Annotated in this window: 11 protein-coding genes, 1 tRNA gene and 4 pseudogenes; 8 read left to right on the top strand and 8 right to left on the bottom strand. The window is 71.8% G+C overall.

Annotated elements, in window-relative coordinates; all coding sequences use genetic code 11:
• Positions 1-326: 326 nt before the first annotated feature.
• Positions 327-902, top strand: coding sequence for an adenylosuccinate lyase (locus tag ACZ62B_RS16865; RefSeq protein ID WP_344558136.1), 576 nt, complete (start codon positions 327-329; stop codon positions 900-902).
• Between the two features lie 6 nt (positions 903-908).
• Here the strand turns inward: ACZ62B_RS16865 and ACZ62B_RS16860 are convergent, their stop codons facing one another.
• The 3 genes and pseudogenes from ACZ62B_RS16860 to ACZ62B_RS16850 form a co-directional block, all read right to left on the bottom strand.
• The gene (locus ACZ62B_RS16860) at positions 909-1,436 is read right to left on the bottom strand and encodes a GNAT family N-acetyltransferase (protein ID WP_469690872.1); all 528 of its coding nucleotides are present in this window, start codon (positions 1,434-1,436) and stop codon (positions 909-911) included.
• 55 nt (positions 1,437-1,491) lie between these two features.
• Complete coding sequence (locus ACZ62B_RS16855; protein ID WP_469690871.1) at positions 1,492-3,069, bottom strand: alpha/beta hydrolase; 1,578 nt, start codon at positions 3,067-3,069, stop codon at positions 1,492-1,494.
• A gap of 142 nt (positions 3,070-3,211) precedes the next feature.
• Positions 3,212-3,979 (bottom strand): annotated as a pseudogene (locus ACZ62B_RS16850) (radical SAM family protein); the annotation flags it as partial.
• Between the two features lie 304 nt (positions 3,980-4,283).
• On the opposite strand from ACZ62B_RS16850, the pseudogene ACZ62B_RS16845 reads away from it, so the two are divergent.
• Positions 4,284-4,394 (top strand): annotated as a pseudogene (locus tag ACZ62B_RS16845) (HNH endonuclease); the annotation flags it as partial.
• 61 nt (positions 4,395-4,455) lie between these two features.
• Positions 4,456-4,545, top strand: a tRNA-Glu gene (locus ACZ62B_RS16840).
• Positions 4,546-4,653: 108 nt separating this feature from the next.
• On the opposite strand, the gene ACZ62B_RS16835 is transcribed toward ACZ62B_RS16840, so the two are convergent.
• The 3 genes and pseudogenes from ACZ62B_RS16835 to ACZ62B_RS16825 all read right to left on the bottom strand — a co-directional run bounded on the left by ACZ62B_RS16835 (position 4,654) and on the right by ACZ62B_RS16825 (position 5,792).
• Positions 4,654-4,881 carry a hypothetical protein gene (locus ACZ62B_RS16835; protein ID WP_344558929.1) on the bottom strand — a complete coding sequence of 76 codons (228 nt, stop codon included), beginning with the start codon at positions 4,879-4,881 and terminating at the stop codon, positions 4,654-4,656.
• A gap of 291 nt (positions 4,882-5,172) precedes the next feature.
• Positions 5,173-5,481 (bottom strand): annotated as a pseudogene (locus ACZ62B_RS16830) (RNA polymerase sigma factor); the annotation flags it as partial.
• Positions 5,478-5,792 carry a PadR family transcriptional regulator gene (locus ACZ62B_RS16825; protein ID WP_344558142.1) on the bottom strand — a complete coding sequence of 105 codons (315 nt, stop codon included), beginning with the start codon at positions 5,790-5,792 and terminating at the stop codon, positions 5,478-5,480. The gene ACZ62B_RS16825 and the pseudogene ACZ62B_RS16830, both read right to left, overlap by 4 nt.
• Positions 5,793-5,873: 81 nt before the next feature.
• Here ACZ62B_RS16825 and ACZ62B_RS16820 point away from each other — a divergent pair, with 81 nt between their 5' ends.
• Positions 5,874-6,155 carry a transposase gene (locus ACZ62B_RS16820; RefSeq protein WP_469690868.1) on the top strand — a complete coding sequence of 94 codons (282 nt, stop codon included), beginning with the start codon at positions 5,874-5,876 and terminating at the stop codon, positions 6,153-6,155.
• Positions 6,156-6,353: 198 nt separating this feature from the next.
• On the opposite strand, the gene ACZ62B_RS16815 is transcribed toward ACZ62B_RS16820, so the two are convergent.
• Together ACZ62B_RS16815 and ACZ62B_RS16810 are read right to left on the bottom strand one after the other, a co-directional pair.
• Positions 6,354-6,521 (bottom strand): hypothetical protein, encoded by a 168-nt coding sequence (locus ACZ62B_RS16815; RefSeq protein WP_344558150.1) that lies wholly within the window; start codon positions 6,519-6,521, stop codon positions 6,354-6,356.
• 41 nt (positions 6,522-6,562) lie between these two features.
• A pseudogene (locus ACZ62B_RS16810) lies at positions 6,563-6,823 on the bottom strand (Rv2578c family radical SAM protein); the annotation flags it as partial.
• Positions 6,824-6,994: 171 nt separating this feature from the next.
• On the opposite strand from ACZ62B_RS16810, the gene ACZ62B_RS16805 reads away from it, so the two are divergent.
• The 4 genes from ACZ62B_RS16805 (at position 6,995) to ACZ62B_RS16790 (ending at position 13,530) form a co-directional block, all read left to right on the top strand.
• Complete coding sequence (locus ACZ62B_RS16805; protein ID WP_030856401.1) at positions 6,995-7,438, top strand: SRPBCC family protein; 444 nt, start codon at positions 6,995-6,997, stop codon at positions 7,436-7,438.
• Positions 7,439-7,593: 155 nt separating this feature from the next.
• The gene (locus ACZ62B_RS16800) at positions 7,594-10,023 is read left to right on the top strand and encodes an MFS transporter (protein WP_344558161.1); all 2,430 of its coding nucleotides are present in this window, start codon (positions 7,594-7,596) and stop codon (positions 10,021-10,023) included.
• A gap of 144 nt (positions 10,024-10,167) precedes the next feature.
• Positions 10,168-12,660 carry a SpoIIE family protein phosphatase gene (locus tag ACZ62B_RS16795; RefSeq protein ID WP_344558163.1) on the top strand — a complete coding sequence of 831 codons (2,493 nt, stop codon included), beginning with the start codon at positions 10,168-10,170 and terminating at the stop codon, positions 12,658-12,660.
• 141 nt (positions 12,661-12,801) lie between these two features.
• Complete coding sequence (locus tag ACZ62B_RS16790; protein WP_344558174.1) at positions 12,802-13,530, top strand: class I SAM-dependent methyltransferase; 729 nt, start codon at positions 12,802-12,804, stop codon at positions 13,528-13,530.
• Positions 13,531-13,621 lie beyond the last annotated feature (91 nt).

Raw genomic sequence — 13,621 nt, 5'->3', positions numbered from 1 at the left:
GACGGGAAACACGCCCGGGTGCGCCGAAGGGCGCACCGGGTGCGTGCGGGATGCGGGTGTGAGCCGGGCTGCGAGCGCACACGCCCGGCGCCGTCGGTGAACGACGGTCGATCCGACCGGCCCTGTCCCGGGGCCGAGCCGTACTGCGGTACACGGGGTACCGAACCGACTGCGACTCGCGGCGGCCGCGTCACCAGACCGCCGTGAGGAGGGGAGCGAGTGGGTAACCCGCTCGTCTGAGATTAACTCGCGGGTAACGAGCGCGCCAGTCCCCGGCTTTGTGATGTACGTCCCGAGCGGCCCCGCACACCCCTAACCTCTGCACCATGGACGAAGAGTTGCGATCGCTCACGGAGCGCTTACGGGCGGAGTCGGGCGGATCGACGGCGTACGACCGTCTCCTGGCCACCGACGACCCCGACGCCCTGGCCGGCGTCCTCACCGAACCCGGACAACCGCTCTGGGCCCGCGAACTGGCCGCGTTCCGGCTGGGGGTGGCGGGGGACCGCAGGGCCTTCGAGGCGCTCGTGCTCCTCCTCAACCACCGCGACCCGCCGCGCTGCGCCGCCGCCGCCCACGCCCTCGCCCGCCTCGGCGACCCGCGCACCGCCCGCGCCGCCGCCGCCCTCGCCACCAACGAACTCCGTGTCGCCTACGCCCTGCACCCGGTCCGCCTGCTCACCGCACTGCGCGCCCCCGAGGCGGTCCCCGCCCTGATCACCACGTTGCGGCGGCGGCTGAACCCCCATGACCCGTACCGCCGGGTCGCGCTGGCCTGTGTGGAGGGGCTGGGCGAACTCGGCGACCCGCGCGCCGAACCCGTACTGAACGAAGCCCTCGCCCACCCGGCGCTGGCCGAGGCGGCGGTCCACGCCCTGGCCCGGATCCCCCGGCCGCGCTAGGCCCTGTCAGCCGGTGAGCTCCCGCGCGTACCGCACCTCGGGCACCACCACGCCATCCACCTCGAAGGGCTCCTCCGCCCCGTCCGCGCCGAACCCCGCCCGCTCGTAGAAACGGCGGGCGCGGGCGTTGCCCTTGAGGACCCACAGGTACATGCGCTCGTGACCGGCGGCGGCGCAGCGGCGGACCGCCTCGGTGAGCAGCGCCCGCCCCACGCCCCGGCCGATGCGCTCGGGCGGCAGGTACAGCGCGTACAACTCGGCGTCCCCGGTGCGCGCGTCGCCGTCCCGGTACGGGCCGAACGCGGCCCACCCGGCGAGCTCACCGCCGTCGGCCTCGGCGACGAGGTTCACCACGGTGCCGTCGCCGTGCCGCAGACGGGTGCGGTGCCGCTCGGCGTCCGCCGCGATGTCGAGGCCGTCGAGATACGGCTGCGGTACGAGCCCCCGGTAGGCGTGCCGCCAGCCCCGTACGCGGATGCCCGCCACGCCGTCGCAGTCGTCCGCGGTCATCGGCCGCAGCAGGAATCCGCTCATGCGCTCATCATGGACCACGGGTACGACGGTCCGTCCCCGACGGCGGGTCAGGCGCTCAGCTCCGGAAGCCGAGCAGGCCGTGCAGGGTCGAACCGCGCGCCGACGTCGGTGCCGCCTTCGACGTCAGCGGCTCGGGATCGGGCAGCGCCGCGCACACCGCGTCGGCCTCGCCGCCCCCGCGCGGCACGGTCCCGTCGGCCAGATAGGCCGCCAGATGCCGGTCCAGACAGGCGTTCCCGCTCAGCGTGACGCCGTGGTTGCCGCCGCCCGACTCGACCACCAGGGCGGAGCGCGCCAGCAGCCGGTGGACGGTGACACCGCCCTGGTACGGGGTCGCCGCGTCGTGCGTCGCCTGGAACAGCAGCGCGGGCGGCAGCTTGTCGTTGCGGACGCGCTCCGGCCGCAGGGACTCGGCCGGCCAGAACGCGCACGGCGCGTTGTACCAGGCGTTGTTCCAGGCCATGAAGGGTGCCCGCTCGTACACCTCCCAGTTGTCCTTGCGCCACTGCCGCCAGTCACGCGGCCAGACGGCGTCCCGGCACTGCACCGCGGTGTAGACGCTGTAGCCGTTGTCACCGGCGGCGTCGTTCGCGCCGAAGTTCTCGTACGCCTCGATCAGCGGCTCGGCGTCCCGCTCGTTCACGTACGCCGAGAACGCCTCCGCGAGATAGGGCCAGTAGCCGTTGTAGTAGCTGCCCGGGAGGTAGGTGTCCTCCAGTTCGGCGGCGCCCACCTTCCCGCCGGCCGGGTCCTTCTTCAGGGCCGCGCGCATCGCGTACCACCTGGCCTCGACCTTCTCCGGGTCGGTGCCGAGGCGGTACGTCGTGTCGTACTCGGCGACCCAGTCCATGAAGGCGCGGTGGCGGTCGTTGAACGCGTGGTCCTGGTTCAGGTTGGCCTCGTACCAGATCTCGGTGGGGTCGACGACCGAGTCCAGGACCAAGCGCCGCACCCGCTCCGGGAACAGCTTGGCGTAGACGGCGCCCAGGTAGGTGCCGTAGGAGTAGCCGAAGTAGTTGAGCCTCTCCGCGCCCAGCGCCCGCCGGATCACGTCCATGTCGCGCACCGTGCTGTTCGTGTCGATGTACGGCAGCAGATCCGCGTACTTGCGTCCGCAGGCCGCGGCGAAGGACCGCACGCGCGAGAGGTTGGCCCGCTCGGCCTCGGGCGAGGCCGGCACCGGGTCCGGGCGCACCGGGTCGAAGTGGCCCGGCGCGCAGTCCAGCGCGGGCTCGCTCGCGCCCACCCCGCGCGGGTCGAAGCCGATGACGTCGTACTGGGCGGCCACCTCCTTCGGCAGCGCCGCCGCGACGAACCCGGCGAGCGTCAGCCCGCTGCCGCCGGGGCCGCCCGGGTTCACCAGCAGGGGGCCCTGGTACCGCTTCGCGGTGTGCGGGACGCGGGACAGCGCGAGCGTGATCCTCCGCCCGGCGGGTTCGGCGTGGTCGAGCGGCACCTCGACGGACGCGCACTGCAGCGTCGGATAGTCCTCGGTGCCGCACTTCCTCCACACGGGTTCCGCGGCGTGGAGGGTCTCCGCGGCGCGCGGGGTGCCGGCCTCGGCGGGCGCGGCCGTGAGGCTTCCGGCCAGGACGACGGCGGCACCGCACAGCACGGCTGCGCTTCTTCTCATGACGATGGGGTCCTCCCAGGACGGAGGTGCTGCGGACCGCGGGGCTCACGGTTCACGCGGCATCGTCCCGATATGGGGCCACATCCGAACATGTTCTGCTGATTCTTGACCCGATCGGATCGCCGGAAGCGCTCGAACGCTCTTAAAGGAGCGTCAGTTGGGTCGGCTCAGCCGCCGGGCGCCCGGCGGGCCCGGCGGCGCGGATCCGGCGGGGCGTCTCCGCGCGGGTGGGGCCGATGCCGTGCTCCTGGGCCAGCTCGTGCACCTGCCGGGTGATGCGGCGCCGGTACCACTTCGGGGCGTAGGCGCCGTCCGCGTACAGCCGCTGGTAGCGGGCCACCAGGTACGGATGGTGCCGTCCGAGCCAGGACATGAACCACTCGCGGGCGCCCGGCCGCAGATGCAGCACCAGCGGGGTGACGGAGGTGGCGTTCGAGGCCGCGACGGCCCGCACGGCCGCCCGCAGTTGGTCCGGGCGGTCGCTGAGGAACGGGATGACCGGCGCCATCAGGACCCCGCAGTCGATGCCGTGCCCGGTGAACGTCCGGACCACGTCCGGGCGCCGCTCCGGCGACGGCGTGCCCGGCTCGACCGTCCGCCACAGCCCCTCGTCCGTGAAGCCGACCGAGACCGAGACGCCCACGTCGGTCACCTCGGCGGCCTGCTTCAGCAGCGGGAGGTCCCGCAGGGCGGCGAGGACGCCCGGCATCAGCCGGTAGCGGCCCTCCGCGCGCTGGTAGAAGTCGACGTTCGTGCCCGTCCCTATGTGCTCGCCCTGCCAGTCGGGGGAGGCCGGCCGGTGGCGCAGCAGCTTGGGCGCGTTCGTCTTGACCACGATCTGGCTGCCGAAGCCGAAGCCGAGGCCGGTGTCGAGGTCCAGACAGTTGTGGGCCCTGCGGGCGAAATGGTAAATATATCCGTACTTCTGCTTATAGCGCCATTTCAGTCCATGTTCGTGGAGGCCGGGACGGTGAGTCGTCGAGTCTCCAGGTATTGCTCGACCGGCTCCGCGACGCGGTGGTCGCCGCCGAGGGCCGTCCACGTCATTCCCTCATCCGTGACCGCCCGTACTCGCCACCGCACCCCCGTCATCGCTGCTGTCACGGCACCTCGCCGCTGTACCCGACAACGCACCGCTCATAGAGCGGACGCGGGGCATATCGCTCGTGTCACCGACGTCAGCGGCACTGTGAACAAGGTGCGGATAACGCACGGTGTCCTTTGCGGAGAGTCGGGACAGTGGCGCATCCGTGTGGACGGCGCAGCGTCGTGAGGCGTACGCCAACGACCAGGGCGCGCCCACGAGTCTGGTGGCCGTCACCGCAGTGGCCCCCAGCCCCCGTCGCCTCCGGGATGCGGGGGTAATTCGCGTGCCCGAACATCGGAGCGCGGCTACGGTGGACCCGTCCAGGTGCGCAGGTTGCGGTTACTTCTCCTCTCAAGAGGGAGACGCGGGTTCAAATCCCGTCGCCGGCCCCGGCCGGTGTCGTCTAGTGGCCAAGGACACCAACGTCGCCGCCGCCGCTTCGATCTCTGGGCACTCAGGCGCGAGCCGCCCACAGTGGGGAAGCGGGCGGCTTTGTGCTACTCGTCAACCGGCTCCCGCTCGGCTGCGGCAAGTTCTATGCCGCGCACACGACGCAGCCACCTCGACAGGGCGTACAACGCCGCACCCGCGATGCCGCACGGTTCCCACACCTCAGTGACGAGCGCGGAGAGACCGTCATCGCCCACGATATAGATCGCCTGAGCGCCTACTGCTGCCGTGATGAAGGCGTTGCTGCGTGCCGGCGTGCGCAGCAACCAGTCCACGGGCCACCACAGTCCACCGCAGAGATCGTGAAGGCGGAATCGCATAGCGGCGATGAGGAAGCCGAACGCCGCGCGTTGCTGTTGGCGTGGTGTCAGGACGATGCCTTCCTCCGGGGCTCCTGCAAGATACGCGCGCCACTCGTCTGTATCCCGGTGGCTTCCCGCTATCCGTGAAGCCCACGACGTCAAGCCCCATGCCGAACGGGACCGCGTGGTGAGGGTGTTCTGACGGCTGGACGGTTCGACTCGGTACCTCTCCGCGAAAGCCTCGGCAGCGCGTACCTGTTCTACGGTTGTTCGGCGCCGTTCCCTGATGGTCCTGAGGCATTCGTGCCGAGCGGTCGAGGCCAGCCACGACCCCGCCCTGTCCGGCTCTCTGATCTTTCCGATGTGCTGGGCGAAGCGAAACCAGGTGTGCTGGTATGCCTCATGCGCGTCGGCGTCGGAGAGCCCGTGGGTGCGAACGACGGACCAGACGAGCGGCCCCAATCCTTCTACGAGGGCCTTCCAGCTAGCCGCGTCACCGTCACCGGCACTGCGTACGAGTGCGCCGACAGCAGCCCGGTCCGAAGATCCCCCCTGAGATTGCGTAGCGGTCATGCCGCGCCTCCCGCCGGACGGAACTTGATCTGGCGGGCCTTCCGCGCATCTAGGGCTTCCGTGGCTTGCAGGCGACCGACGCCTGTGAGTTCGTAGAAGCGACGTGCAGGCCGTCCGGGATGGGGCCCGGACTCTTCGTGGCTGGTGACCCAACCGCGTTCAGCGAGCCGGTCGAGAATGGGGTAGACGGTGCCGGGGCCGAGGTCGGCGTCGCGGCAGATGCTGAGCCCCCAAGCCGGGTTGTCCGCCGTCGCGGAGAGCAGTCTCTCCAGGACGGCGATCGTCGGCTTGGTGAGCCGGATGTTCGTCATGCGACCAGTGGACCATATATCGAGTACGACAGACAAGCATGTATCGAGTACGAACCAGGGTCCGTCCTCGAGGATCGTCGGGTGTTGGATCATGGTGGGGTGGCACGTCACCATGAACTCGCCGATCACGAGTGGGAGTTGCTCGCTCCTCTCATGCCGCGGGCCGCGACAGGACGTCCGCGCGTGGAGGACCGGCAGGTCGTCGGCGGGATGGTCTGCAAGATCCGGACCGGGATCCCCTGGCGCGACCTGCCGGAACGCTGCGGCTCAGTTCGGTGGCTTCGCAGAAGGACTCCTGAGTGTGGAGCGCGGCGGTCCGCAGGTCCGCGATGCGCTTGTCCGGCTCCCTGCGCCGTTCGGTGATCCAGTCCAAGTGATCGCGAGGCACTCGGCAAAAACGGAGGGGACATGTTCGCGTGTCAGCGTCAGCCCTGATGCTTCTCGTGACGAGGTGCCGGGTCTGCTGTTCTCGAGCCCCGCCCTGCCGGAGGTCCGCGGGCCTCCGGCAGGGCGGTTCGCGTGGGTGTCTGCGCCGATGCTGCGGGCCTTCGGCGGAGGGGCTCACCGCTCGGTCGTGCGCTTGCGCAGGAGCAGCCACTGTCTGGCGGGAGCGCTGTCTGCCGGTTCTGTGTCGCCGCCCTGGAACAGTACGCGGTACGCGGCCGCCCCTGCTCTGGATGCGGCGGGCTGCGGCCCGCGGTCGTCCCGGTCCGTGATCGATGCGGTCATGCTCTTCCAGACCCTGTCGGCCTGCGGTGCGCTGACCATGAGAAACCACTCCCAGTAAATAGGGTCATCGGTAGAAGCGCATACATGTGTGTGCGGCTCGGATGGGGGTTCACCGTCCACTCGAACGGCATGCGGGAGGCCCCCGGCACCCGGTTGACGATGGAGCGGGCCCGGATCTCGTGGAAGGTGATTCCGGCGAACTCGGGCGTGTCGAAGGTGCGGGTCGTGACCGCCTCCGCGCCGAACGGGGCGGTGTCGGCCCGGCTGTGTCCGGGGCCCGGTGAGAGGTTCTCCCCGCGCATGACGCCTCCTCGGTGTCGCTGCGGCACAGAATAGAACAAGTGTTCCCTTGATCGTGCGAGCGACATCTTCGGTCACTCTCCCGATCACATCCGGACCCCCGATTTGGGCGGCCGGGCACGAGGGTGGTTGGCTTGCCCCGACCCCGAGAACCCATGCCCTGGAGGTAAGCGATGGCGCAGGTCGAGGCCACTACGGAGCGGATCGTCGCGGCGGACGCGGAGACGGTGTTCGACGCCCTCGCCGACTACAGCGGCACCCGCGGGAAGGTGCTGCCCGAGCAGTACAGCGAGTACGAGGTCCGCGAGGGCGGCGACGGCGAGGGCACCCTCGTGCACTGGAAGCTCCAGGCCACCAGCAAGCGCGTGCGCGACTGCCTCCTGGAGGTCACCGAGCCGACCGACGGCGAACTGGTCGAGAAGGACCGCAACTCCTCCATGGTCACCACCTGGCGGGTCACCCCGGCCGGCGAGGGCCGCTCCCGCGTCGTGGTGACCACCGTCTGGAACGGCGCCGGCGGCATCGGCGGCTTCTTCGAGAAGACCTTCGCGCCCAAGGGCCTCGCCCGTATCTACGACGCCCTGCTGGCCAAGCTGGCCGCCGAGGTCGAGAAGTAAGGGGCGGCAAACCCCCGTAAACGGTGCGGAGTTGGCTCCTCACCGTTTCGAGTGATCTCGTTACGACCTTTCTCGGTCCCGTAACTCACCGCGCTTGCTCGTAGTTGTCGCTTTTACGCGGGAATTGTCCGGCGGTGCGACGAGGGGAGCGGCACGTGGGCGGGATCACTCTGACGCAGGACGAGCCGGTCACGGCACCACCGGCCGGGGGCCCACCGCCCCCGGCACCGGTCGTGGAGCAGGGCCTGAGCCCGCGCCGGGTCCGGCTGGTCTTCCTCGCGCTGATGCTGGCGCTGCTGCTCGCCGCCCTGGAGCAGATGATCGTCGCCACCGCGCTCCCGAGGATCGTCGGCGAGCTGCACGGCCTGGACCGGATGTCCTGGGCGATCACCGCCTATCTGCTCACCGCCACCGTCGGACTGCCGGTCTACGGGAAGCTCGGCGACCTGCTCGGCCGCAAGGGTGTCTTCCAGTTCGCGATCCTCGTGTTCGTCGTCGGCTCCGCGCTGGCGGGCCGCGCGTCCACCATGGACGAGCTGATCGCCTACCGCGCGGTGCAGGGCGTCGGCGCGGGCGGCCTGCTGATCGGCGTCCAGGCGATCATCGCGGACATCGTGCCCGCGCGCCGGCGCGGACGCTTCATGGGACTGATCGGCGCCGCCTTCGGCCTCGCGTCCGTCGCCGGACCGCTGCTCGGCGGCTACTTCACCGACCACCTCTCCTGGCGCTGGTGCTTCTACGTCAACGTCCCCTTCGGCATCGTCACCATGGTCGTCGTCGCCCTGGCGCTCGAACTCCCCAAACCGGCCGTCCGGGCCCGCTTCGACGTCCTCGGCACCCTGCTGCTGGCCGCCGCCTCCACCTGCCTGGTGCTGCTGACCAGTTGGGGCGGCACCGAGTACGCCTGGGACTCCCGGACCGTGCTCGGACTCGGTGCGGGCGCCGCCGTCGCCACCGTCCTCTTCCTCGTCGTCGAGCGCTTCGCCGCCGAACCCCTCATCCCGCTGCGGCTGTTCCGGGACTCCGTCTTCAACGTCACCGGCCTGGTGGGACTGGTGATCGGCGTCGCCCTGTTCGGCGCCGCCAGCTATCTGCCGACGTATCTCCAGATGGTCGAGGGGGCCTCCGCCACCGAGTCCGGACTGCTGATGCTGCCCATGATGGGCGGCATCGTCGGCGCCTCGGTCGTCTCCGGACAACTCATCAGCCGCTCCGGCCGCTACCGGCGCCATCCCATCGTCGGCGCCGCCCTCTCCGTCGTCGGCATGTGGCTGCTGTCCCGCCTGGAGACCGGCACGCCCCGGCTGCACTACAGCATCTGGATGGCCGTCCTCGGCGCCGGTATCGGCATGGTGATGCCGGTGCTGATCCTCGCCGTGCAGAACTCCGTGCGCCCCGCCGACCTGGGCACCGCCACCAGCGCCAACAACTTCTTCCGGCAGATCGGCGGCAGCGTCGGCGCCGCCGTCTTCGGCACCCTCTTCGCCGGCCGGCTCACCGACGCGCTCGACGAGCGCCTCCCCGCACACGCGGGCGGCGGGCCGCTCGACGCCGAGTCGATCACCCCCGAGCTCGTCCACGCGCTGCCGCCCGAGCTGCGCGACGCCTACGTGCAGGCCTACGCCGACGCCATGCCGCGCGTCTTCCTCCACCTGGTGCCGGTGCTCGTCCTCGGCCTGCTCATCGCCTTCTTCCTCAAGGAGAAACCACTGGTGTCCCACCACGCCCCCACCGCCGACCCGGCCGACTTCACGGCACAGGTGCCGCACGCGCGCCCCCACTCCCCGAGCGGGGGGACCCCCACCTCGCTCCGCTCCCCGCACACCGGCGGCGTCCCCGTCTGCGGGACCGTGCAGCACCCCGACGGGACCGTCGTACCGCGCGCGGCGCTCACCCTCATCGACGTCACCGGACAGCAGACCGGACGGGGCGCCAGCGGCGAGGACGGGCGGTACGCGCTGGCCACGCCGGGACCGGGATCGTACGTCCTGATCGCCGCCGCCGGCGGTCACCAGCCGCAGGCGGTCTCCGTGACCGTCGGCGAGCGACCCGTCGAACTCGATGTCGTCCTCGGCGGCGCGGGCCGTCTCGCCGGCGGTGTCGTCACCGCCGACGGCACGCCGGTGCGGGACGCCGCCGTCACCCTCACCAACGTCCACGGGGAGGTCGTCGCCAGCACCCGCAGCGGCCGGGAGGGCGGCTACGTCATCAGCGAGCTGGTGGCCGGCGAGTACACCCTCGCCGCGAGCGCGCCCGCCTTCCGCCCGGCCGCCCTCCCCGTCACCGTCCAGGCCGCCCGCGAGACCCGCCAGGACATCGAACTGGCCGGCGGCGCGGTGCTGCGCGGCACCGTGCGGGCCGGCGGCGGACGGCCCGTGGAGGAGGCCCGCGTGACCCTGCTGGACGCGGCGGGCAACGTCGTCGACACCCTCACCACGGGACCCGACGGCATCTTCCGCTTCGTCGACCTGTCGTCGGGTGAGTACACCGTCATCGCCGCCGGTTACCCACCGGTCGCGACCGTGCTCCAGATGGCCGGCGGGGGCCGCACGGAACGCGACCTCCAGCTCGGCCACGAGGACTGAAACGGTCGGTCACGCGCGGGAACGCACGCCGGTGCGAGCCCCGGTGAGCAATTCCCGCGTTGACACACATCGCGACCGACCGTGGCCGTACGGTGGTGACGGCGGTACAGATCTTGCGCAGCCGGGGGAGAGAGGGCCTGGGCCATGGACCGTGGCACCGAGCGGGACGCACCTCCGGAACGCCGCGCGGGAGACGGCGCGGCGGCGGCCGAACGGGGCGGCTCCGGCCGTGTCCCGCTGGCCGTGGTCGTGGTCGACCGCGACGGACTCGTCTCCCACTGGAGCAGGGGCGCGCGGCGCCTGTTCTCCCTCCCCAAGGAGGAGGCGCTCGGCCGCCCGGCGGCCGACCTGCTGCCCGTGACCGGGGCCCTGCCCGAGGAGCCGGGGGAACCCGGGGAGGAGGAGCCCTACGGGGCGTACACCGCCTACGACGGGCTGGGGCCCGGCCTCGGTGCCTCGCTCGGCGGGAGCCTGTCCTACCCGGCGGCGGGCCGGGCCCGGCTGGCCGCGGCCGACGCCGGGCGGGTCGACGTGCTGTGGTGGGCCTACCCGCTGGTGGGGCCGGGACGCGAGCGGCTGCTGGTGCTGGCCGCCGACGCGGACGGACTGCTGAGCACGGACGGGACCGGGACGTTCGAACGCGTCGCGCCCGGCTTCGCCCTGCACACCGACTTCCCCGGCTCCGAGGACCTCGCCCGCCGGCTCCCCGAGATCCTCCCCAGCATGAGCGTCGGCGACAGCGCCCGTATCGTCGCCCAGGTCCTCGAACTGGGCTATCCCGTCCTGGAGTTCAGCCAGAACGACCGGGTGCCGGTCACCCCTGACTGGGGCGTGCCCCGGCGCGTCGAACGCCGGGAGAGGCGTGAACGGGCCGCGCGGGCGCTGGCGGCCGGCGAGCCGGTGCCCGAGGAACTGCGCGACGAGGGCGAGGACCTCGAGTACGCCGCCGTCCGCGAACGCCTGGAGTTCCTCAACGAGGTCAGCTCCCGGATCGGCACCTCCCTCGACCTCTCCCGCACCATCGTCGAGGTCAGCAAGGCCGTCGTGCCCCGCTTCACCGACGTCGCCGGCACCTATCTGCGCGAACAGGTCGTCGCCGGCGAGGGATTCGACGAGGGCGTGCCGGACACCACCACCATGTGGCACCGGGTCGCCCTGGAGCACACCGACGAACCCGGCCGCTGGGACGACGTGGTCCCCGTCGGCGAGGCCATGCCCTTTCCGGCGCACACCCCGTTCTTCCAGTGCATGACCACCGGCGAACCCGTCCTCGTGCCGCGCATCAGCGAGGAGACGGGCCACGCCATCGCCTCGCAGTTCGACAAGCGCGACATCCGGCCGCTGATCACCGGCCGTTCCATGCTGGTCGTCCCGCTGAAGGCACGTCACGCCGTCCTCGGCTTCATGATCCTGCTGCGCCATCCGGAGCGGCAGGTCTTCAACGACATGGACCGGGTCACCGGTGCCGAACTCGCCGCCCGCGCGGGGCTCGTGCTCGACAACGCGCGGATGTACACCTACCAGGAGAACGTCGCCGAGACGCTCCAGGACAGCATGCTGCCGCACATCCCGCCGCGCATGGCGGGCTGCGACATCGCCACCCGCTATCTGCCGGGCACCCTGCTCGGACGGGTCGGCGGCGACTGGTTCGACGCGGTGAAGCTGCCCGGCGCCCGTACCGCGTTCGTCGTCGGCGACGTCATGGGGCACGGGCTGAACTCGGCCGCGATGATGGGCCAGTTGCGCACCGCCGTGCAGACCATGGCCGCACTCGACCTGCCGCCCGCGCAACTCCTGCGCAACCTCGACGACCTCGCCCAGCGGCTCGGCGACACCTACCTCGCGACCTGTCTGTACGCCGTCTACGACCCCATCGCGGGCGAGCTGCGCCTCGCCAACGCCGGACACATCCCGCCGGTCCTGGTCCGCGCCGCCGACGGGCGCAGCGAACTGCTCGACCTGCCCACCGGGGCGCCCATCGGCGTCGGCGGGGTGCCCTTCGAGACGGTGCGCGTGCCCGTGGAGCCCGGTGACCGGCTGGTGATGTGCACCGACGGGCTGGTCGAGGTGCGCGGCGAGGACATCGGTGCCGGGCTCGCCACGCTGTGCGAGTCCGCCGCCCACCCGGCCGCCTCCATGGACGACGCCTGCGACACCATCATCCGGGCCCTCGCTGCGACATTCTCGGAAGCGGGGCACGGTGGCCGCAAGGACGACGTGGCCCTGCTGATGGCCCGCCTCGGCGGCATCGAACCCGACGACGTCGCCGAGTGGCGGCTCGTCCCCGATCCGTCCGAGGTCGGCCGGGCCCGCGCGGTGGTCCGCGAGCAGCTCCACGACTGGGGCCTGCCGAAGCTCGTCGACAGCACCGAGCTGATGGTGAGCGAACTCGTCACCAACGCCGTACTGCACTCCCACGCCCGGCCCGTCGCCCTGCGGCTGGTGCGCGGCGACACACTGCTGTGCGAGGTGGAGGACGACGACCACGAACTGCCGACGCTGCTCGACGCGCGGCCGGCGGACGAGTTCGGGCGCGGACTGCGCGTGGTCAGCACCCTCGCCCGCCAGTGGGGCACCAGCCGGACGACGACCGGCAAGAGCGTGTGGTTCGAACTGACACTGCCGCGACGACGCTGAGCGCCGGTGGTACACGGCGCACTCCGGGGCGAACGAGCCGTGAAGGAACGCGCCGTGAGCTTGTCCGCGCGCCCGGGGCGCGATACACCGTACTGGCCCGTCACACGGGGCGGGTCGGTGTCGCACCCTGGGGAGTCGGTCATGAGCGTGACGAGTCGGTACCGGGAGGCCTGGGAGGGCTTCTGGCGTGAGGCACCCGACGAGGAGGGGGCCGTGTTCTGGGATGCGGAGCCCGCCCTGACGGTGGCCCGCCACCTCGCCCTGTTCGAACCGCATCTGGCCGACCCCTGGCTGCCCCTGGTGGACCTCGGGTGCGGCAACGGCACCCAGACCCGCTTCCTCGCCGACCGCTTCCCGCACGTCCTCGGCGTCGACCTCTCCGCCGCCGCCCTGGACCGCGCCCGCGCCGCCGACCCGGCCGGGCAGGCGGCGTACCGGCGGATGGACGCCGTCGACGAGGCCGGGACGCGGGCGCTGCACGCCGAACTCGGCGACGCCAACGTGTACATGCGCGGTGTGCTGCACCAGTGCGAGCCCGACGACCGGCAGGCGCTGGCGGACGCCGTCGCCACGGTGGTCGGCGACCGCGGCCGTGCCTTCCTCGTCGAGCCCTCAGAAGCCGCCGGAGCCGTCCTGCGGGGCCTCGCGGCCGGCCCCGCGGGACCGCCGCCCAAACTCGCGCCGGTCCTGCGGCACGGCATAGCCCCCGGCGCGGTCGCCGACGCGGCCGTGTCCGGGTTCCTGACCGCGGCCGGACTGACCGTGCTGGCGAGCGGCACCCTGCCGCTGGCCACCACGGAGCACGGCCCCGACGGCACCCGTATCGAACTGCCGTCCCTCTGGTGCGTGACGGGACGCGCCGTGAGGTAGCGCCTGGTGAGGAGCGAGGAGCCCTTCACCGGTCCGGACCGGTGAGAGTCGTCCACGGGCTGGCCGGGATTCGGCGGAACCACGTAGCGTG

It is taken from the genome of Streptomyces sp. NPDC053426 (genome assembly GCF_055585405.1).
This window is presented reverse-complemented; position numbering and strand designations above follow the sequence as displayed.